The sequence below is a fragment of the Bradyrhizobium sp. KZN70725 genome, from assembly GCF_055264925.1.
In genome coordinates, this window is record NZ_JBUYWT010000048.1 from 1 (window position 1) to 17,552 (window position 17,552).

At 64.5% G+C, this 17,552-nt stretch carries 23 protein-coding genes, 2 tRNA genes and 1 pseudogene; 12 read left to right on the forward strand and 14 right to left on the reverse strand.

Going from position 1 to position 17,552, the window contains the following annotated elements; translation table 11 throughout:
* The 3 genes and pseudogenes from ACZBJS_RS32070 to ACZBJS_RS32080 form a co-directional block, all read left to right on the forward strand.
* Positions 1-268, forward strand: a pseudogene (locus tag ACZBJS_RS32070) (hypothetical protein); the annotation flags it as partial.
* 361 nt (positions 269-629) lie between these two features.
* Positions 630-1,346 (forward strand): outer membrane protein, encoded by a 717-nt coding sequence (locus ACZBJS_RS32075; RefSeq protein ID WP_057019633.1) that lies wholly within the window; start codon positions 630-632, stop codon positions 1,344-1,346.
* A 303-nt stretch (positions 1,347-1,649) separates the two neighbouring features.
* Positions 1,650-1,889 carry a DUF6719 family protein gene (locus tag ACZBJS_RS32080; protein WP_057019632.1) on the forward strand — a complete coding sequence of 80 codons (240 nt, stop codon included), beginning with the start codon at positions 1,650-1,652 and terminating at the stop codon, positions 1,887-1,889.
* Between the two features lie 65 nt (positions 1,890-1,954).
* On the opposite strand, the gene ACZBJS_RS32085 is transcribed toward ACZBJS_RS32080, so the two are convergent.
* Positions 1,955-2,206, reverse strand: coding sequence for a hypothetical protein (locus tag ACZBJS_RS32085; RefSeq protein WP_076831552.1), 252 nt, complete (start codon positions 2,204-2,206; stop codon positions 1,955-1,957).
* A gap of 510 nt (positions 2,207-2,716) precedes the next feature.
* Here ACZBJS_RS32085 and ACZBJS_RS32090 point away from each other — a divergent pair.
* From ACZBJS_RS32090 to ACZBJS_RS32100, 3 genes are all read left to right on the forward strand, one after another.
* Positions 2,717-3,085, forward strand: coding sequence for a hypothetical protein (locus tag ACZBJS_RS32090; protein WP_063790153.1), 369 nt, complete (start codon positions 2,717-2,719; stop codon positions 3,083-3,085).
* A complete protein-coding gene (locus ACZBJS_RS32095; RefSeq protein WP_316397700.1) occupies positions 3,082-3,930 on the forward strand; it encodes an alpha/beta fold hydrolase in 849 nt (282 codons plus the stop codon). Before ACZBJS_RS32090 ends, ACZBJS_RS32095 begins: the two co-directional genes overlap by 4 nt.
* Positions 3,931-4,031: 101 nt before the next feature.
* Positions 4,032-5,192, forward strand: a complete 1,161-nt coding sequence (locus tag ACZBJS_RS32100; protein ID WP_168856713.1) for a DUF2652 domain-containing protein — start codon at positions 4,032-4,034, stop codon at positions 5,190-5,192.
* Positions 5,193-5,228: 36 nt separating this feature from the next.
* Here ACZBJS_RS32100 and ACZBJS_RS32105 read toward each other — a convergent pair whose 3' ends face one another.
* The 10 genes from ACZBJS_RS32105 to ACZBJS_RS32150 all read right to left on the reverse strand — a co-directional run bounded on the left by ACZBJS_RS32105 (position 5,229) and on the right by ACZBJS_RS32150 (position 8,919).
* Entirely contained in the window at positions 5,229-5,762 is a 534-nt protein-coding gene (locus ACZBJS_RS32105; protein WP_168856712.1) for a hypothetical protein, read from the reverse strand.
* A 134-nt stretch (positions 5,763-5,896) separates the two neighbouring features.
* Positions 5,897-6,205 (reverse strand): hypothetical protein, encoded by a 309-nt coding sequence (locus tag ACZBJS_RS32110; RefSeq protein WP_229193507.1) that lies wholly within the window; start codon positions 6,203-6,205, stop codon positions 5,897-5,899.
* Positions 6,206-6,253: 48 nt separating this feature from the next.
* Positions 6,254-6,433 carry a hypothetical protein gene (locus ACZBJS_RS32115; RefSeq protein ID WP_229193508.1) on the reverse strand — a complete coding sequence of 60 codons (180 nt, stop codon included), beginning with the start codon at positions 6,431-6,433 and terminating at the stop codon, positions 6,254-6,256.
* Between the two features lie 55 nt (positions 6,434-6,488).
* Positions 6,489-6,677, reverse strand: coding sequence for a hypothetical protein (locus ACZBJS_RS32120; protein WP_057019624.1), 189 nt, complete (start codon positions 6,675-6,677; stop codon positions 6,489-6,491).
* 175 nt (positions 6,678-6,852) lie between these two features.
* Positions 6,853-7,098, reverse strand: a complete 246-nt coding sequence (locus ACZBJS_RS32125; RefSeq protein WP_076831538.1) for a hypothetical protein — start codon at positions 7,096-7,098, stop codon at positions 6,853-6,855.
* A 67-nt stretch (positions 7,099-7,165) separates the two neighbouring features.
* Entirely contained in the window at positions 7,166-7,399 is a 234-nt protein-coding gene (locus tag ACZBJS_RS32130; protein WP_168856709.1) for a hypothetical protein, read from the reverse strand.
* Between the two features lie 14 nt (positions 7,400-7,413).
* Positions 7,414-7,671 carry a hypothetical protein gene (locus ACZBJS_RS32135; RefSeq protein WP_028335372.1) on the reverse strand — a complete coding sequence of 86 codons (258 nt, stop codon included), beginning with the start codon at positions 7,669-7,671 and terminating at the stop codon, positions 7,414-7,416.
* A 184-nt stretch (positions 7,672-7,855) separates the two neighbouring features.
* Complete coding sequence (locus ACZBJS_RS32140; protein WP_316397699.1) at positions 7,856-8,236, reverse strand: hypothetical protein; 381 nt, start codon at positions 8,234-8,236, stop codon at positions 7,856-7,858.
* A 6-nt stretch (positions 8,237-8,242) separates the two neighbouring features.
* Positions 8,243-8,317: transfer RNA gene (locus tag ACZBJS_RS32145), tRNA-Thr, on the reverse strand.
* A 161-nt stretch (positions 8,318-8,478) separates the two neighbouring features.
* On the reverse strand, positions 8,479-8,919 hold the full coding sequence (locus ACZBJS_RS32150; RefSeq protein WP_316397698.1) for a hypothetical protein: 441 nt from the start codon (positions 8,917-8,919) through the stop codon (positions 8,479-8,481).
* 194 nt (positions 8,920-9,113) lie between these two features.
* Between ACZBJS_RS32150 and ACZBJS_RS32155 the strand changes: the two genes are divergently transcribed.
* The 3 genes from ACZBJS_RS32155 (at position 9,114) to ACZBJS_RS32165 (ending at position 11,211) form a co-directional block, all read left to right on the forward strand.
* A complete protein-coding gene (locus ACZBJS_RS32155) occupies positions 9,114-9,854 on the forward strand; it encodes a sulfite exporter TauE/SafE family protein (RefSeq protein WP_057019619.1) in 741 nt (246 codons plus the stop codon).
* A 365-nt stretch (positions 9,855-10,219) separates the two neighbouring features.
* Positions 10,220-10,693, forward strand: a complete 474-nt coding sequence (locus ACZBJS_RS32160) for a hypothetical protein (protein ID WP_057019618.1) — start codon at positions 10,220-10,222, stop codon at positions 10,691-10,693.
* Positions 10,694-10,788: 95 nt separating this feature from the next.
* Positions 10,789-11,211: a hypothetical protein gene (locus tag ACZBJS_RS32165; protein WP_316397697.1), complete on the forward strand. Its 423-nt coding sequence runs from the start codon at positions 10,789-10,791 to the stop codon at positions 11,209-11,211.
* Between the two features lie 60 nt (positions 11,212-11,271).
* Here ACZBJS_RS32165 and rlmB read toward each other — a convergent pair whose 3' ends face one another.
* Entirely contained in the window at positions 11,272-12,096 is an 825-nt protein-coding gene (gene rlmB, locus ACZBJS_RS32170; protein WP_168856706.1) for a 23S rRNA (guanosine(2251)-2'-O)-methyltransferase RlmB, read from the reverse strand.
* Between the two features lie 309 nt (positions 12,097-12,405).
* On the opposite strand from rlmB, the gene ACZBJS_RS32175 reads away from it, so the two are divergent.
* Positions 12,406-12,491, forward strand: a tRNA-Tyr gene (locus ACZBJS_RS32175).
* 495 nt (positions 12,492-12,986) lie between these two features.
* Positions 12,987-14,057 (forward strand): glycosyltransferase family 87 protein, encoded by a 1,071-nt coding sequence (locus tag ACZBJS_RS32180; RefSeq protein ID WP_229189346.1) that lies wholly within the window; start codon positions 12,987-12,989, stop codon positions 14,055-14,057.
* A 40-nt stretch (positions 14,058-14,097) separates the two neighbouring features.
* Here ACZBJS_RS32180 and ACZBJS_RS32185 read toward each other — a convergent pair whose 3' ends face one another.
* Both ACZBJS_RS32185 and ACZBJS_RS32190 read right to left on the reverse strand, forming a co-directional pair.
* Positions 14,098-14,958: a sterol desaturase family protein gene (locus ACZBJS_RS32185; protein ID WP_246786611.1), complete on the reverse strand. Its 861-nt coding sequence runs from the start codon at positions 14,956-14,958 to the stop codon at positions 14,098-14,100.
* 164 nt (positions 14,959-15,122) lie between these two features.
* Positions 15,123-16,049 carry a LysR family transcriptional regulator gene (locus ACZBJS_RS32190; RefSeq protein ID WP_316397696.1) on the reverse strand — a complete coding sequence of 309 codons (927 nt, stop codon included), beginning with the start codon at positions 16,047-16,049 and terminating at the stop codon, positions 15,123-15,125.
* Positions 16,050-16,167: 118 nt separating this feature from the next.
* Here ACZBJS_RS32190 and ACZBJS_RS32195 point away from each other — a divergent pair, with 118 nt between their 5' ends.
* Complete coding sequence (locus ACZBJS_RS32195; RefSeq protein ID WP_057019613.1) at positions 16,168-17,523, forward strand: MFS transporter; 1,356 nt, start codon at positions 16,168-16,170, stop codon at positions 17,521-17,523.
* Positions 17,524-17,552 lie beyond the last annotated feature (29 nt).

The following is a 17,552-nucleotide window of genomic DNA, read 5'->3' on the forward strand; positions in this document are numbered from 1 at the left end:
GGCCGCGTCGCTCAACACCAAACGCTCCATCACACCCAAGGCCGCCTCCCAAAAAGAAGCCTTGAATCTGATTTGCTCTCAAAAGGGAATCCTTAGAGTCCACACCACCTACAGCGCGAAGGATACCGACGGCAATTACCGCCCCGCCCGGGAGCGCGGTGTCCTGTTTGTCGACGGCCGGCTCGACCGCATCCTCGACAACCCCGCCGAGCCCTGCGCCGGCGCGTCCTACGCGGCATTTCCGGAACTGGAAAAGATGCCGCGCTAAGGCATGATCCGGAAAAGTGTGAAGCGGTTTTTCCGAAAGGATCATGCCCGAACAAGAAGCAGGAGCGCGATCTGATCTCGCTTCTGCGCGGCGGCTTGTCGCAAGCCTGATCGAAACGTTAGCGAACTCCGATCACTTTTCGGGGAGCGTTGAACTTCACTTTAGCCGTCTGCGACTTACATCCAGCCGAGATGCGGCTGCTTAACCGGTGAAAAAAATCTTCTGTGCCAGGGAACAAACGGGCGTTGTTGCGACCCTGTCACAGCTCGGAAACATCACGGGTGCGGCATTGCCCCAAAGCAACCTAATTGAGGTCACGTTGTTTGGCTTTACAGCGCAGCGTTAGTAACGGGGATCAGAAATGAAGAAGTTTTTGCTCGGCACAGTCGCGCTGGCCGCCCTTGCGGGCCCTGCGTTTGCGGCTGACATGCCGGCCCGCACCTATACCAAGGCACCGCCGCCCTATACCGCCCCCGCCGTCGTCTACAACTGGACCGGTTTCTATATCGGCGGCCATGTCGGCGGCGCGTTCACCGACGGCAACAACCTGATGGGCAGCGACGCGCGCTTCATGGGTGGCGTGCAGGGCGGCTTCGACTATCAGTTCGCCCCGAACTGGGTGATGGGCGCCGAGGCGCAGTATTCCTGGCTGCCCAGCTCCTCGAACAATGGCGTGCTGCTCCCGGGCGGAACGCTGGTGACCGGCAACACCGACCAGATCGGTTCGGTGACCGGCCGCCTCGGCTACACCTGGGGTCCGGCGCTGCTCTACGCCAAGGGCGGTTATGCCTGGCGCGACAACAACAACATCACCGCGTCGGTCGGCGGCGTGCCGGCGTCCTTCACCACCGATGGCGGCCACAAGGACGGCTACACGGTCGGCGCGGGCCTCGAATACATGTTCGCCCCGAACTGGTCGGCGAAGGCCGAGTACCAGTACTACAATTTCGGCAAGACCAACTTCACCAGCGGCCCGGCCGACCTCGTCGGGACGAGCTTCCGGAACGACGAACATACCGTCAAGCTCGGGGTCAACTACCGCTTCGGCTGGGGTGGCCCGGTCGGCTCCCGCTACTGATCGCGGCTTCATCGCATCAATGAAAGGCCGGCCTTCGGGTCGGCCTTTTTTGTTGGCCAGCCGCTCGCCCCGGAATGACGACGGATGCGGTGAACCCGTAGCCCGGATGGAGCGCAGTGTAATCCGGGGCAGCCGACCCGACGAAGGAAGTCTCGGATTTCGCTCCGCGCCATCCGGGCTACGACCCCACATTCACCTGATGTTCAGGCCTGATCGTGCAATGCAAAAAATAATTCCTGCATTGCACGGAACTTTCATCGTGCTGCGCTATTATGCGATCGCCGGGCTGGTGGACAAACGAACATGCGTAGTTTTGCGTTAGGGCTGATCCTCTCTGCGGTCTCCGTGCCGTGCCTTGCCCAGACTATCCTCAAATCCGAACCCCTGGCGCTCGCGCCCTATGAGGTCGTGTTCGTGCAGGATGCGTCCTGCTCGGCTGGCAAGGTGCTCAAGGTGACCGGCGCGATCCGGGGTCTGCATCGGCGGAAGATTTGCGTTTCGGTCGCCGCCGAACAGGCCTCGCTGGCGACGGCCACGCCGTAGGCGCGGGCGACCGCACCGATTGCATCCTCGGCCCGCCGCTGCGCGCCGGCCAGCCTGCCGTCTGATCAGTTCAACCGCGGCTCCAGGCGTGCTTCGCGATCGGCATCGGCCTTGTTCTTGGCCGGATCCTCGTTCGGCTCGAGCTGACAGGGCCGGATTTCGTAGTCGTTATCCAGCACCGGGCGCGGCGCGGACTCCTCCTCTCCGGAGATGGCATCCACCACCAGGCCGGATTTCCTGGCCAGTGTCCAGACATCCGCCTCGGTCGGGTAGGCCTTGCTCAGCTTGGCGTCCTGATAAAACAGCGCGTACGGCATTCGTCGTTCCCCAAACAACCGACAACGCCAGCCCCCGTTTTGGGTTTCAGGCAATATCGCCGTTCCGGTCACGGAACCGTGAGCGAGCATCCGCGGCAAGCATCTGAAAATATGAGTCATTTCGGTTCTTTCGCGGAAGGGCCTTGAGTCCTTAACGGGTGGTAAACCCCCGAAAAAAGAATCCCCGGGACTCTCCGGGTAGAATCGCCGGATGCTCCGGCCCATGAGAGCAATCCACCAGCCCCCTTACGAACGCGTGCAGCTCGCGCTTGCGGTTGCGCTGCTCGCGGCCTGCGCCGCCAATGTGGCGCTGGTCTGGTCCTGGCTTTAGATATCTTGGCTTTAGATCACCCGGCTCTCGCCAAAATCTGTATGTGGCGGCCACGCGAAAACGCCGGAGCCGCGCGGCGCCGCTGGCGATTGACGGCACCGGCATTCCTCCCATCATTGCCGGCAGAACAAGCGCCCGCCGCGCCCTGCGCGGACGGGCCGCGATCGGGGGGAGCTGATATGATCGACACGCTGAAGGAACGGGTCAACGGCGACGCCGGCCTGGTGCGGCGCGGCCGCTACCTCACCACGACATTCCTGCTCGAGATCGGCGCGGCCGCCTGGCTGATCGCGATCCATGAGGGCCGGATCGTCGCGGTGACGAAGGGCCCGTTCGTGATGCCCTCGTCGTCGTTTGCGCTGCGCACCTCGCAGGCGGAGTGGGACCGGTTCTGCGAAAAGCGGCCGCCGCCGGGCTCGAACGACCTGATGGCGCTGATCAAGCGCCGCGTGCTGAAGGCTGAGGGCGAGCTGCAGATCTTCATGGCGAACCTGCGCTACTTCAAGGAGGCGCTCGGCAAGCTGCGCCGCGAGGGAGTGGCCGCATGAGCGCCAGGTTCGAACCGATCGTCGGCCGTTACATGCATCTGGAGCTGTTCGGCCGGGCCCACCGCGTCTATGTCGAGGAGGCGGGCGAGGGCACGCCGCTGCTCTGCCTGCACACCGCGGGCGCGGACGGGCGGCAATATCGCGGCCTGATGAACGATGCGCGCGTCACGCGCAACCATCGCGTCATCGCCTTCGACATGCCCTGGCACGGCAAGTCGTCGCCGCCGCAGGGCTGGCACGACGAGGAGTACCAGCTCACCTCCGCGCAATATACGACCATGATCCTGGCGGTGATGGACGCGCTCGACCTCGACAGGCCGATCGTGATCGGCTGCTCGATCGGCGGCCGGATCGCGCTGCATCTCGCGCTCGAGCATCCCGAACGTTTCCGCGCCATCATCGGCCTGCAGGCCGGCGCGCATGTCGATCCCTATTACGACCTGAACTTCCTGCACCGGCCGGACGTGCATGGCGGCGAGGTCGCCGCCGCCATCGTCTCGGGCCTCGTCGGCCCCGACGCGCCCGACAAGGAGCGGTGGGAGACGCTGTGGCATTACATGCAGAGCGGGCCCGGCGTGTTCAAGGGCGACCTCTATTTCTACAAGATCGACGGCGACATCCGGGCCCGCGTCGCCGAGATCGACACCAGACGTTGCCCGCTGTTTCTGTTGTCGGGCGAGTACGACTATTCCTGCACGCCGGAAGAGACGCTGGCGGTGGCGAACAGCATTGCGGGAGCTGAGGCCACCATCATGAAGGGCCTCGGCCATTTCCCGATGAGCGAGAATCCGGGCGAGTTTCTCACGCACCTGCTGCCGGTGCTGGAGAAGATCGGCGGCCGCTAGCGCACGCCCAGGGTTGCTTTGGTCCTCGACCTCGGGCGGCGCGGTATGACAGACTGCGCGTCCGCCCGATTGGGCGTGAACCGGTTGCGCAGGAGGTCCCCATGCTTCCGAAGGCTGAAGCGGCCTATTTCGCGATTGCCGACATCTCCGGCTATACCAACTTCCTCGCGGCGGTCGAGCTCGACCATGCGCAGGATATCATCGCCGATTTCATGGATACGGTGGTGAAAGCGCTGCGCCCGCCGTTCCGCCTCGCCAAGTTCGAAGGCGACGCCGCGTTCGTCTACACCACCGCCGAGACGATCGACGGCTCGCTGCTGCAGGACGCGATCGAGGGCGCCTATTTCAAATTCCGCCGGCGCCTGCGCAGCGTGCGCCAGGCCTCGACTTGCGAGTGTCAGGCCTGCGTCGCGATGGGCGATCTCGATTTCAAGTTCGTTATCCATCATGGCGAGATGGTGAAGCAGAAGATGGGCGGCAGGGAGGAGCTCGCCGGGCGCGACGTCATTCTGGTCCACCGGCTGCTCAAGAACACGGTTGCTGAGAAGATCGGCGGGCGCGCCTACGCGCTCTACAGCGACGCGGCCATCCGCGCGATGGGTGTCGATCCGGTCGCGCAGGGTCTCATCGCCCATCGCGAAACCATCGACGTCATCGGCGACGTGACGCTGTGGGCGCGCGATCTGGAAGCGGCGTGGCGGCAGGAAGACGCGCAAACCCGGATGCAGGTGACGCGCGACGATGCCTACGTCATGCTGGAATTCGACATCGCCGCGCCGCGGCAGACGGTTTGGGAGTTTTTCACCGTGCCCGGGCAATGGCAGAAATGGTGGGACGCCGACACCATCGTCGAGGATTCCGGCAAGGGACGACGCGGTCCCGGCACCAGGAACCACTGCATGCACGGCAACCATACCGTCGTTGAGGAGATGCTCGATTGGCGCCCGCCCGATTATTTCACGGTGGGCATCACGCTTCCGATTCCCGGCGCGCCGCGGATCGTAATGACTCGCGCCGTTCTGGACGGTCCAAACGGAATGACGCATCTGGAGCTGCGGGTCGCCAAACCTAAGCCAAAGGATCGAGAGTTCGTCGACGGCGCCGCGGTGAAATACGCCGAACGCATGACCAAGGCGATCGCCGGATTGCGATCCATGCTGGAAGGGGAGCAGCCCGCCCTCGATGCAGTGGAGGAGCCGGCATTGACGCGATCGAGCGGACGCTTCCTGACCGAGCCGGTGAAGTCGGGCGCGCGCGGCTGATGCCCAACGCACAGTCCGGGGTCTAATGGGGCTGCGTTACTTGCCCGAGCGCGGCAGCTCGTCGATCGCAGCGCGGACCTTGGCCATGGTCGTGGTGCAATATTCCTCGCGCTCCTTCAGGAAGCGCTGCTGCTGTGCGCGGAAATTGGCAACCCGCTCCCGCACCTCGGATCCGAAGTCGCCGCTGATGTCGAGCCTGGCAAAGTGCGGCAGCTGCGCCGGTTGAGGCGGGACTTCGACGACCGTCACCGCCAAAGGCGACGGAGCGGGGGGCAGGCCCTCGATCACGGTCGGCGCCGGAAGCGGAGGCGGCACGACCGCAGCCCGCACCTCAGCCTTGACGCTGAGCGTGGCGACCGCCTCGGCCAAGGCCTGTTCAGCGGCGATCGGCAACGCGGCGGCGGGGGCAGGTGTAGCGGCAGGCGGCGTGGCGGCCGGCTGGGCGGCAGGCGCCGCCGCCGTCCGTGGGGCAGGCGCCGGCAGCTCGGCGTCGGGCAGCTTGCCCTTCACCGACTGTACGAAAGCCATTGTCTGCGCGATCAGGAGATCGCGTTCTTTCATCCACTTCATGGCGCACCCTGAGCGCGCGGATTCCAGCAAAGCAACCGCGCGGAATCAAGCGCTCGCCATCATGATGGTTGACGAAGACGCCTGTTTGGTAGGCGCGGTGACATAATTGTGACACGCCGCGCGGGCGTGGACGGTCAGCGTTGACGGGGATTGGTGTTCGGGACGAACGGGGTACCGACGATCCGGACCGGAGGCTGACCGTCCGCCGATGCTTGATTCGCGGCCGGCCGCGGTGCGGGGTTCGCCGGCGCGGGCGCCGGATCGAACAGGGCGACGAGGCCGGCAGCGGCCACGCTGAGCAGCGTGAACGTGCCCAGAAGCAGCAAATTGCGGTCGGATTCGCGGACCCTCATGCGAGGAAAATCGCGTGAAAGGGCATAACGTTCCGAACAAATCCTCAGGGCGTTGTCGAGCGGATTTGGCCTCACCTTGAGGACGAGCATCAGGAGAGGACGAACCGGTAAGCCGTCCGGAACGGGGCGGGGGCCAGCCTAATGGGCCGCTACCGCAGCGGGTACCCGCTCGATGCTGCGGGCCTCGATCAGGTCGGCGTAGCGGCCATATTCCTCGGCCATTTCGAGCAGCTTCTCGCGCACCGCGGCGTCGGTCACCTGCCGGGCCAGCCGTCGCGCCTGATCGGATTGGAAGCGGTAATGTGCTGTGTCGGACATGGTGGCGGCTCCTCACATATCTGTAAGGGCCACCCGGCAAAGGTTCATCAAAGCGTCATTGCAGCGTCGGTGGACGATCCGCCGGGGGAGCCGACGTGACCGGCGCCGTCTTGTCCTCGCGGACCTCGACTTCGAACCAGCCCATCTCCTTCAGCTCGCGAGCCTTCTTCTCGGCCGCGTCTTCGCTGTCGCGCTTCAGCACGATTCGGCTGGTGCCATCTCGGGCAAGGATCAAATAGGTCATTGGCAGAGTCCCACCCCGCATTCTGCATACCCCGTTTGGGGCCGCAAGGACAGAAGCAAGGCGAGGGATGGGTGATCCTACGGGAAGGATCCCACGATTCCTGCCAGGGGAGTGTCGCAGCGGCTTTCCGAACCGGCCCTGCGGCGCAGCGCCGGTTCGGAAAGGGCGAACTGCCTCAGCGCTTCACCACCACGTCGATGTGGCGATTCCTGTCGTCCCACCGGCCGCTCTGCAGGCAGCTCTCGCGGTAGCTGTCGCAGATGGCGAGGTCGCCGCCATGGGTGCGATTCCAGGTCTTGCAGGTCGACGCGATGTAGGTGCAGGTGCATTTGCCCGACGCGCATTGGCGCTCGACAGCGGTTTCGGCGGTGGCCGCCGAAATGGTGGCGGCGAAAGTTGCGAGCAAGATCAGCAATCTCATGGTGATTCCTCAAATGGTGAAGTCTGGTCGGCGATAATTTCAGGCCGATCAGGATTGGCGGTGTGCCTTAGCGTTGGGTGCAGACGAAGCGGGTGCCGATCTTCGTCGTGCCGGTGGCCCGGCTGCCCTTCTTCGCGACAGGATAGTTGTTGCCGTTCGGGAAGCCGGTGAGATGGATGTAGGCGCTATCGCCGCCATCATACGACCCGGAGATCAGACCCGGGGCGGAGCAGGTCCAGCCTGCGGCGCTTGCCGGGATGCAGCCGATGGCAAGGAAGGCAAGGGCGAGTCCGATTTTCATCTCACCCTCGAGCATCATCGATAGCCCGCGCTGAAGTTATGGTCGCGAATGCCGATCGCCTTGGCCTGTGCTGCGGACACCCGATCCCGACACTGGATGTATCTCAGGACCTGCGCGTCGGTGCCTGCGGAGTGCGCGCGCCACATATCGAGATTGAAGCCGTTCTTGGCCATGCAGGCCTGGGAGTGAGGGCTGTCATTGCGCTCCCTGGCGCTCGCCGGAGCGACGGCCAGTGTGGACAAGACAATCGCGGTGCAGAAAACAATCTTCATTTTGAAATTCCCAAAGATGAAAGTGCCGGAACAATAGCCAGCGGGAACAAAATCACAAGTAGTCGTTGCGAGATGACTCAACGTTCTCGCTAGCGCTTCCTGCAAAACATTGCGAAGCGCAGGGTCGTTGCATTGGCTAGCGGTGAGCGCGATCGACGACGTGGCACTCCCGGCGACCGGAATACTACGGCTCGCTCTGTACATTGTGGGCAATCAGGCGATGCGCTTTGATTGAATCGCGACGACGTGTCGAATCGCACCGGGAACGACGCGGCATAGGCCGCGCATATCTGATGGAGGACGCGATGCCCAGGCACTTCAGTTTGAAGGCAGCATCGGCCGCAGGACGGTCGGCGTTCACGGGGTCATCAAGGGATTTGCAGCAGCGGACTGCTTCGGCGTCGGCATCGAAGAAGCATGCTCTGGACAGCGCTGCAGCGTCGAAGCACGCTTCCCCATGCTCGGAACTGCCGTATTCGCCTGCGAGCTGGCGGGGCTGCTGCGGTCGACGGTCGATCTCGGCAGACTGAAGCTGTGTCGCGGCGGCCAGATGGCGGAAATCCAAGCCAATTGGTGCCGGCTGAGGGGATTGAACCCCCGACCTTCAGTTTACAAAACTGCTGCTCTACCGCTGAGCTAAGCCGGCGAATTGGGAATGATTTGCGCGCTCGCATAGCAGACTTGGCGCGCCAGAGCCAGAACCAAGGTTGAACCGAGCAGGCGAGAAGCGATCGCGCCCCCGTATCGGCCCGACAGCAAAAGGCGGCCCGCGGGCCGCCTTTTGCGCCGTCGGCCTAATCAGCTGAGCTACTGGCAGGGATGCTGGCGGCCGTCGCTGCCGCGGAACCAGGTGCCGGGGGTGCAGACAAAGCCGTTCTGCCGCGCATATTCGGCGCCGCCGATCGGGGCGCGGGCATAGTCGGGGCCGCCGAACGGGGCGGTGGCGACCGCAGCCGCCGTGCCGACCGCGCCGCCGACGACGCCACCGGCCACGCGGGCCGCGGCGTCGACAGGCGCGAACGGGCCGGGGTCATAGCGGTTGTAGCTGCCCTGCCAGCCTTGGTCCCGCCGATCGATGCGCTGGTGATAGGCGGTGCGGGTGGTGGCCGGTGCCATAGCCTGGCATCGGGCGTCCGGCCAGGCGTTCGAGCAGCGCGCGGGGGTGCCGATCGTCTGTTGCGCCATCGCCGGGCTCGCCAGCGCCGAGGCGAGCAGGGCTGCTGCGCCGAGGATTTTGAATTGTGTCATGCGAAATCTCCTCTCGTCGTCGAGAGCTAATTTCGCGGTGCCGTGCCTGTTCCAGCGCGGCCTTGCCCTGTGTTTAAAGCAGTGTGAAGTTCTGCAGGTTCGTGCGCATGATGCGTTCCGGAGCATGCTGCCTTTGACGAGAATTGCGTGTACAGCGGTGAACGGACTGATGTCGGTGCCGACGCGGGGGATTGATGTTCGGAATTTTGAGTCTTGGCTTTCTGCTCGGCATGCAGCATGCGCTGGAGCCGGATCATATCGCGGCGGTATCGAGCATCGCGGCCCGCCGCAGCCATGTCGGTGACATCGTCAAGCACGGGCTGACCTGGGGACTTGGCCACACGCTCACTTTGTTCATCTTTGCCGGCGCCGCGATCCTGCTCGGGCGCGCGATCCCGGAAACGGTCGCACAGCCGATCGAGACCGCGGTCGGTATCATGCTGGTCGGCCTCGGCGCGCATGTGTGGTGGCGGCTGTGGCGCGACCGCGTGCACTTCCACACCCATTCGCACGGCGACGGCACCACGCACTTCCACGCCCACAGCCATGCCGGTGAAGCCGCATCCACCGTGGCGCTTGCGTCCACCGTGGCGCGTGCGTCCACCGTGCCGCACGTCCGCGCCGCGCACAGCCATGCGCACGGCTTCCGCTGGCGCACGCTCCTGGTCGGCCTGATGCACGGCATGGCCGGCTCGGCGGCGCTCCTGGTGCTGACGGTGTCGCAGGCCCCAAGTCCGGTGATCGGGCTCGGCTATGTCGCGCTGTTCGGCATCGGCTCCATGATCGGCATGGGCGTGCTGTCCAGCGTGATCGCGGTGCCGCTCGCAGCCTCGGCGCGCTGGCTGACCTGGGCCAATCGCGGCCTGCAAATGGCGGTCGGCGCGGTCACGATCGCGATCGGCGTCCACGCGATCGTCGAGAACGCCTTCACCTGACGGGTCGGCGGCTTCCCGAAGCAAGATGACGTTGCGTCGATTTGAGCGACAGAGTCTGCGTCACCTCGCCCCGCGTGCGGGGAGAGGTCGGAACGCATCGTCAGATGCGTTCCGGGTGAGGGGGACTCTCCGTAAACGTAGCTATCACCGTATCCGCGGAGCCCCTCACCCCAACCCTCTCCCCGTAAGAACGGGGAGAGGCGGCACTTCGGCGCCCGTTAACGATTTCTGATTCCGCACGGCCGCATTGACCGGATGCCGATGCTTACGCGTTAGGCTTACCGGCAGTTTGGCCGGCGTCCTTAACCCTTCCGCCAAGCCGTTGGATTAGGTTGTGGTGGAACAATTCGGGACGCTGGGTGAACATGCGCGCAAGTCTTGCGCTGGCGATATTGGCTGCGATGAGCTCGACGGCGCTGGCCGGCGGCGGCTTCGACATTGTCGTGCCGGTGCGGCCCGGCGTGCCGATCATCATTAACGGCGTCGACGCCTCCTACGCCGTGGTCGAAAGCGCGATGGGGCTCGCTCGCAACGAGTCGATGGTGCCGACCGTCTATGGCGGCCGCCCGATCGATCCCCAGCCAAATGTCGGCCACTATTATCCGAGCCTCGGCCGCATGCCGGGTTACGGCCGCCTCGAGATCGAGCCGCCGGCCAACCGCCGCCTGCCCAAGCCGGCCGAGAGCTACCATCAATCGTGGGGGGCGGAATCGGCTCCGCTGCCGGCACAGTCCAACGTGCCGGTCGATCCGCCGCCGGTGATCTACGCGCCGGAGTTCAACGGGCCGCGGCCGCTGCCGCGCCCATTCCCGCGGCCACCGCGACCCCGAGGATTCTGACATCGACTGCCCGAAATCAAGAGCCCCGCGAAACGGGGGTTCTGAATAGCCATCAAGAGCTACGCGACGAACAGAGAGACCTACAGGAGAGAGTAATGCGTCAAATGATCAAAGGACTGATTGCGGCGGTGGCCGTCATGCTGAGCGCGCCCGCAATGGCGTGCGGTTTCAACCCTTGCGGCTATTCCGCGCCCGTCGTGAATTACGGCTGCGGTGGTTGCGGCGGTGGCTACTATGGCGGCTACGGCTACGGGACCGTCGAACGTCTGCCCGACCCGGATGCCGCTTATCCCAGCGCGGCGCAGCAGTACTATTACGTCAACCAGGGACCGACCTACACCGGTCCGGGCAACTGGGCGCCGCGCCCGTACTACCGCGAAGGTTACGGCCGCCCGTATTACGGCTATCGCCGCTATGGCTACCGTCACTACGGCTACCGCCATCACTACGGCTATCGTTCGCACTACGGCTATCGCTACGGCCGCTACGGCCATCCGGTGCTGCGCCGCTACTACTGATCCGATCGTCAGTTCGAGACATCAGCGCCCGTTCGCGTCACGCGAGCGGGCGTTTGTCGTTCACATCAGCCCGAGCCGGCTGGCGCCGATATAGAGCGCGAGCACACACGCGTTCGAGACGTTGAGGCTCTTGATCTCGCCGGGCATGTCGAGGCGGGCGACGACGCGGCAGGTCTCGCGCGTCAATTGCCGCAAGCCCTTGCCTTCGGCGCCGAGCACCAGCGCGAGCGGCGCTTGCAGCGCGGCCTTGCCGAGATCCTCGGTGCCCTCGCTGTCGAGGCCGACGGTCTGGAAGCCGCGCTCGTTCAACTCGTTCAGCGCGCGCGCCAGGTTCTGCACGGTGACAACAGGCACCAGCTCGAGCGCGCCGGAGGCGGACTTCGCCAGCACGCCGGTCGCCTCCGGGCTGTGACGGGCGGTGGTGACGATCGCCTTCACCGCGAACGCCGCGGCCGAGCGCAGGATGGCGCCGACATTGTGCGGATCGGTGATCTGGTCGAGCACCAGCACGATGCCCTCCAGCGCCAGCGTGTCGATGCCGGGCGAGGGCAGGGGATCGGCCTCCGCCAGGAGGCCCTGATGCACCGCATCGGGGGTGAGGCGCCGGTCGATCTCGCTGGGCCGGACGATCTCGGGGGTGACGCGGGTCGCGATGTCTTCGTCGGCGAGGCGCTTGGCCGCGTTCTCGGTGAGGTAAAGCTTGCGGATATGGCGGTCGGGGTTGGCAAGCGCCGCCGACACGGTGTGCCAGCCGTACAGAATCACCGGCCCGTCGGAACCGGATTCGCGTTCCCGCCGGGCCGGCGGGCGGCCGAATTTCGGCCCTTTTTGGAAGGGTTTACCGCCCTTGCCTCGGAAATTGGGTTTGCGGTCGCGATCGCTCATGTGAGGCTTGTGTCACGGCTCCTGAATATTGGCAATTTTACACAGCGTTTTCGAGCGAAGTGGGGGTCCGGTTCGCGTGAAGAAAGCGCGACAAAACAAGAATCTAGCCGCAAGACTCGCTACTTTGGAACAGAGATCGCCCGAGCCTGCAAAAGTATCCCAATTAGATGGCTGGCTTGGTTGACTTTGGGGACCGCCTTCCCCCATAAACGCGCCCGACCGCGCACCCGCTTCGGGTCGGCCGGTTATCAGCGTCATTTCGATGACCGGTCCGCCGCCACTCGCGCGGCCGGTCTGATGCTGTTGGACGGGGGAGTGTCCCGAGTGGCAAAGGGAGCTGACTGTAAATCAGCCGCCTCATGGCTTCGCAGGTTCGAGTCCTGCCTCCCCCACCAGCCTTCGCTCGCTTCGCGAGCTACGGCTCGGCAGGCCGGGAAAACTCCATCGTAGCGAAGTGAGTGAAGGCTGCCACGCCATAGCCCGAAGGGCGACGGCGGGCTGTATCGGCGAGGCATGAGGCGCTTCGCGACCCACGGCTCGGCAAGCCCGGAAAACTCCATCGTAGCGACGTGAGCGAAGCTAGGCCACAGCCCGCTCATCCATTCGACACCCGCTTCTTCACCCTATCCGCGCAAACAGCTCCAGCCGCCGCCGGCGTTCCGTTGCTCGGCCCGCGAGTGCAATGGTAGATTGCGCCATTTCATGATTGAGCCGTTTCAGAGGATATGAAGAAAATTTTGCACTGGGACGCTTCTGCAGGAGATGACCCGGCGCTGATGGTTGCCTGCGCTGTCTTGCTCGGGGTCTCGATCCTGGTTTCGATACCGGCATTTGTCGGTGGTGGCGGCCAGGCCGGAATCGATTTTTCATGTTTCTGGGGCGCGGGCGCGATGGCGCTCGAAGGCCATGCGGCGGCGGCCTACGATTGGGAGCAGCTGCATCAGCAACTTGTTCTCCGGCTGCAATCCCTCAATCACGCTCCGTATCCTTACGATCAGGTACCGGTTCCGTTCTTTTATCCGCCGGTGTTTTTCCTGGTTGTGGCGCCGCTGGCGCTGCTGCCGTTTCCGATCGCGTTCTGGGTCTGGAGCGCAGCGAAGCTGTCTTGCTGGCTGCTCGTCGTTCATGCCATCCGGCCGCGCTCCGCCGCGCTGCTGCTGGCACTCGCTGCTCCGCCAGTATTCTACGACTTCATTTCCGGCCAAAGCGCACTGCTCGCCGCATCGCTGCTCGGCGGCATCCTGCTGACATTGGACAGGCGTCCGCTTCTCAGTGGAATCCTGATCGCGCTGCTCATCTTCAAACCTCAGTATGGCGTGCTGCTTCCCTTCGTGCTGATCGCCACCGGACGTTGGCGCGTCGTCATCACCGCCGCTCTGGTGATTCCGGTCCTCCTGCTGCTCGCCGGGCTGATCTTCGGTTGGGATACCTTCGATGGATTCCGCGCCGCCGCCACCTTCGCCACGACGCAATTCCACCTCAGTGGCGCGCTGCCATGGTACAAACTGCAGAGTGTGTACGGGCTCTTGAGAGACGCCGGCCTTGGCTACGGTTTGGCGATGGCGGTCCACGTCGCCATCGCATCGGTCGTTGCGATCGGGGTGCTGATCATTTGGCGCAGCCATGTCAGCTTCGCCGTAAAGGCCGCGAGCCTCCTGGCGGCAACGCCGCTGATTTCTCCTTACTTCGCGATCTACGATATGCCGATCCTGGTGGTCGCGTTGCTCTTTCTCATGAACGCCAGCGCGGGCCGCCTCGCGTCGCGTTCGGGTCGAAGCGCCTTCCGGATCGCTGTCAGCGTCGTCTTCGTATTGGGATACGCTTTCCCGTTCGTGCGCACGCCTCTCGGCCCCATGATGTGCGCAACCGTGATCGCGCTGATCTGGACGAGATACCGGCAAGAGGCCGGCGAGACAGCTACAGGCGAGGGATTGCGAAAATCTGCAACCGTTGGAGGCTAGTGTCCTGATCGCGAACAGTCCGCGGCGAAGATCATCACGATCAGCCGTCCTGGTGCGCCGGCGGCGTTGCCGTGCCGGGCACAGCCTCCGCGCCAACCGGGCGCCTGGTGCCCGACGGATCGTCGCGCTTGAGCATCGAGGCCCATGCGAAAAATGGATAGGCCAAAAGCGCCAGGTATCTCGTGGGCATCGGATGATCGACGCCGAATGCCGTCGGCTTCTGCCCTTCCGGAAGATAGAGGCTGCCGAACAGCACATCGTAGAACGAGAACAGCCCGGCGTAGTTCTTGTCCCTGGCTTCCCGCTCGCTGCTGTGGTGCCAGTGATGAAACTCCGGCGATACCAGGACGTGGCGTAGCGGGCCGTAGCCCAGGCGCACGTTGGCGTGCGCGAGCCAGGACTGCCAGTAGTAGATCGCAAGATAGGTCCCGATCGCCTCCGCGGAGAAACCGAGCGCGAACAGCGGAAACAGCGAACCAACCTTCATGAAGGTCACGTCAAGCGGGTGCTGGTGGATCGCGGCGAGCCAGTCCAGCTCTTCGACGGCGTGATGAACGGCATGGATGCGCCACATGGCGGGCACGACATGCAGGATGCGGTGGGTCCAGTAGACGCCGAGATCCCCGATCACGATCGCGATGGGCGCCTGAGCCCAATACGGGAGATCGCTGACCGCCTGCTTGACGGCCGAGGGCAGGATCGATTGATTGACCAGCGTCGCCAGTGCGATGATCGCGGTCACGCCGACGAACACCAGCCAGCCGTTGAGAAACAGGAAGGCCATATCGGTCGAAAGACCACGCCTGAAGATCTTCTGCTGCCTCGCTGCAAAGAGTTGCTCGAACGGCACGAAGATCAAGGGCGCCAGCAAAAGCTGATATTGTTCCAATAACTCGCGCATTCAAATGGCCACATGAAATGGCGACAACCTACCACCCCGGTCCCCGATGCCGTCAATCGGAAACCAAACCCGGGTTGTGGGAGCGTTAATCAGCATCCCGTGCCGCTACGGGGATCACCGGTGTCCGGGAGCCGGGTTCGTCCGCATGCCCCAATCCCACCGCGTCACTCCATCCTTGCGAACATCTCCACCAGCGTCTCGCGCAGCCAGCGTTGCGCGGGGACGGTGTCGTTGCGCTGGTGCCAGAACAGGCTGACGATGCGCGGCGGCGCCGGCAGTGGCACCGGCATGGCGTGCAGATGGGGCGCGTGGCGGGACTGGGCGCTGAGATCGCGCGGCAGCACGGCGATCAGGTCGGACTGGCGCACGATCTCGTAGGCGGCATTGTAGTGGTTGACGGTCGCGACCAGATTGCGCGACAGCCCGCGCGAGGCGAGAAACTGGTCGTAGGTCGGCAGCGTCTTGCCGGCGAGGCTGACATCGACATGCTTGGCGGCAAGGAAGCTCCGCGTGTTGAGCCGCTTCTGCCTGGCCAGCGGATGGTCCCGCCGCATCGTGCAGGCATATTCGACGGTCCACAGCGAGCGTGAGCGGATCACGGCCGGCGGCTGCTGCGCCTCGTTGACATAGACGCTCAGCACGCAATCGACGCGGTTGTCCTCGAGCCGGTCGCCGATCTCCAGGATGGTGTTGGGCACGGTGTGGATGCGCGCGGACGGCGCCACTTCACTGAAGCGGTTGAGCAGCCGCGGCATCACCAGCGAGGCCACGTAGTCGGACATCGACAGGATGAATTCGGCCTGGGTCTGTCGCGGATCGAAGGCGTCCTCATCGAGGGCGTGGCGGACATGTTCAAGGGCATCGCCGATCGGCTGCCACAGCGCCACGGCGCGCTGCGTCGGGCGGATCCCGCTCGAGCTGCGCACGAACAGGGGATCGCCCAGCGCGTCGCGCAGCCGCGCGAGCGCGTTGCTGACCGCGGGCTGCGTCATGGTCAGCGCGCTGGCGGCGCGCGTGACGCTGCCCTCGGTCATCAGCGCCTCGAAGACTTTCAGCAGGTTGAGATCGAGCGTGCGGAAGGACACGAGCAATATTCACAAGGGTGATGTGCCAGATAACGATTATAAATTATTCGGATAATATTGGTTTGTCTATCATTCCCCGGCTGCCCCTGTGGCGCGTGCCGCCGCGGGGCGAGGGGGGACTTTCATGTCGATGATCTCGGCGCGCATCGAGCGCCTGCCGTTCGCGCGGTTCCACGTGCACCTGCTGCTGATGGGCGGCCTCGGCTATCTCTTTGACGCGATGGATGCCGCCGTGCTGGCGTTCATCCTGCCGGTGCTCCGCACCGCCTGGGGACTGACCAATGTGGAGACCGGCGTGCTCGGCAGCAGCACCTTCGTCGGTTATCTGTTCGGCGCGCTGCTCGCGGGGACGCTGGGCGACCTGATCGGCCGCCGCGCGGTGATGATGTCGGCGCTCGCGCTCTACAGCGCGGCCTCGCTGGTCAGCGCGGCGGTGGATAGCTGGCCGGCGTTCTTTGCCGCCCGCGTCGTCGCCGGCATGGGCACCGGCGCGGAGAGCGCGATCATAGCGCCTTACCTCGCCGAGTTCGTGGCGCGGCGTTACCGCGGCGCCTTCACCGGCGCGCTGGCGGGCTTCTTCTCGTTCGGCTTCGTCGCCGCCGCCTTGCTCGGCTATTTCATCGTGCCCGCCTATGAGAACGGCTGGCGCATCGTGCTCGTCATCACGGCTATACCGGTCGTGATGCTGCTGTGGTGGCGGAGATCGCTGCCGGAATCGCCGCGCTGGCTGGAAAGCCGGGGCAGGGCGAAGGAGGCCGAAGCGGTGCTCGACCGGATCGAGGCCGGCTTCGCGCGCGAGGGCCGCGCGCTGCCGCCGGCGGTAGCCGAGCCAGCCGCGCCAGTCGCCTCGTCGGGAACGCTGGTGAGCAATTTTGCCGCGCTGCTCGCCGGCCGGCAGGCGCGCATCACCACCATGACCTGGATCATGTGGCTGTCGATCACCTTCAGCTACTATTCCTTCTTCGTCTGGATTCCCGGCCTGCTGGTGCAGAACGGCATGAGCATCACCAAGAGTTTTGGCTATTCGCTCGCGATGTATTGCGCGCAGGTGCCGGGCTATTTCACCGCCGCTTTTTTCAATGAGCGGATCGGACGGCAGGCGACGATTGCGACCTATATGCTGCTCGGCGGCGCCAGCGCGCTCGGGCTCGCCTTTGCCAAGAGCGATGCGGAGATCATGGCGGCCGGCCTGCTGCTGTCGTTCTTCATGAACGGCACCTATGCCGGCGTCTATGCCTACACGGCCGAAGTGTTTCCGACATCGATCCGGACCACGGGGGCGGGGCTCGCATCCGCGATCGGCCGGATCGGCGCGATCGCAGCGCCGATCCTGGTCGGCTACCTCTATCCGAATTTCGGCTTTGCCGGTGTGTTCGGCGTCACCACGTCCGTTCTCCTGATTGGCGCGCTGACCGTCGTGCTGATGGGCGTGCCGACGCGCGGCCGGTCGCTGGAAGACATCGCAAGCGAAGCCGCGTGATCATACGAGCTACGCGCTGACAGGAGACC

Bases quoted from the DNA above. Each gene is read 5' to 3' on its own strand.
- rlmB (WP_168856706.1), bottom strand. From the start codon at position 12,096: ATGAGCGATCGCGACCGCAAACCCAATTTCCGAGGCAAGGGCGGTAAA.
- ACZBJS_RS32130 (WP_168856709.1), bottom strand. From the start codon at position 7,399: ATGAAAATCGGACTCGCCCTTGCCTTCCTTGCCATCGGCTGCATCCCG.
- ACZBJS_RS32075 (WP_057019633.1), top strand. From the start codon at position 630: ATGAAGAAGTTTTTGCTCGGCACAGTCGCGCTGGCCGCCCTTGCGGGC.
- ACZBJS_RS32165 (WP_316397697.1), top strand. From the start codon at position 10,789: ATGCGTCAAATGATCAAAGGACTGATTGCGGCGGTGGCCGTCATGCTG.
- ACZBJS_RS32180 (WP_229189346.1), top strand. From the start codon at position 12,987: ATGGCGCTCGAAGGCCATGCGGCGGCGGCCTACGATTGGGAGCAGCTG.
- ACZBJS_RS32160 (WP_057019618.1), top strand. From the start codon at position 10,220: ATGCGCGCAAGTCTTGCGCTGGCGATATTGGCTGCGATGAGCTCGACG.
- ACZBJS_RS32110 (WP_229193507.1), bottom strand. From the start codon at position 6,205: ATGCTCGTCCTCAAGGTGAGGCCAAATCCGCTCGACAACGCCCTGAGG.
- ACZBJS_RS32150 (WP_316397698.1), bottom strand. From the start codon at position 8,919: ATGACACAATTCAAAATCCTCGGCGCAGCAGCCCTGCTCGCCTCGGCG.
- ACZBJS_RS32100 (WP_168856713.1), top strand. From the start codon at position 4,032: ATGCTTCCGAAGGCTGAAGCGGCCTATTTCGCGATTGCCGACATCTCC.
- ACZBJS_RS32120 (WP_057019624.1), bottom strand. From the start codon at position 6,677: ATGACCTATTTGATCCTTGCCCGAGATGGCACCAGCCGAATCGTGCTG.
- ACZBJS_RS32080 (WP_057019632.1), top strand. From the start codon at position 1,650: ATGCGTAGTTTTGCGTTAGGGCTGATCCTCTCTGCGGTCTCCGTGCCG.
- ACZBJS_RS32195 (WP_057019613.1), top strand. From the start codon at position 16,168: ATGTCGATGATCTCGGCGCGCATCGAGCGCCTGCCGTTCGCGCGGTTC.
- ACZBJS_RS32135 (WP_028335372.1), bottom strand. From the start codon at position 7,671: ATGAAGATTGTTTTCTGCACCGCGATTGTCTTGTCCACACTGGCCGTC.
- ACZBJS_RS32115 (WP_229193508.1), bottom strand. From the start codon at position 6,433: ATGTCCGACACAGCACATTACCGCTTCCAATCCGATCAGGCGCGACGG.
- ACZBJS_RS32105 (WP_168856712.1), bottom strand. From the start codon at position 5,762: ATGAAGTGGATGAAAGAACGCGATCTCCTGATCGCGCAGACAATGGCT.
- ACZBJS_RS32095 (WP_316397700.1), top strand. From the start codon at position 3,082: ATGAGCGCCAGGTTCGAACCGATCGTCGGCCGTTACATGCATCTGGAG.
- ACZBJS_RS32125 (WP_076831538.1), bottom strand. From the start codon at position 7,098: ATGAGATTGCTGATCTTGCTCGCAACTTTCGCCGCCACCATTTCGGCG.
- ACZBJS_RS32185 (WP_246786611.1), bottom strand. From the start codon at position 14,958: ATGCGCGAGTTATTGGAACAATATCAGCTTTTGCTGGCGCCCTTGATC.
- ACZBJS_RS32090 (WP_063790153.1), top strand. From the start codon at position 2,717: ATGATCGACACGCTGAAGGAACGGGTCAACGGCGACGCCGGCCTGGTG.
- ACZBJS_RS32155 (WP_057019619.1), top strand. From the start codon at position 9,114: ATGTTCGGAATTTTGAGTCTTGGCTTTCTGCTCGGCATGCAGCATGCG.
- ACZBJS_RS32085 (WP_076831552.1), bottom strand. From the start codon at position 2,206: ATGCCGTACGCGCTGTTTTATCAGGACGCCAAGCTGAGCAAGGCCTAC.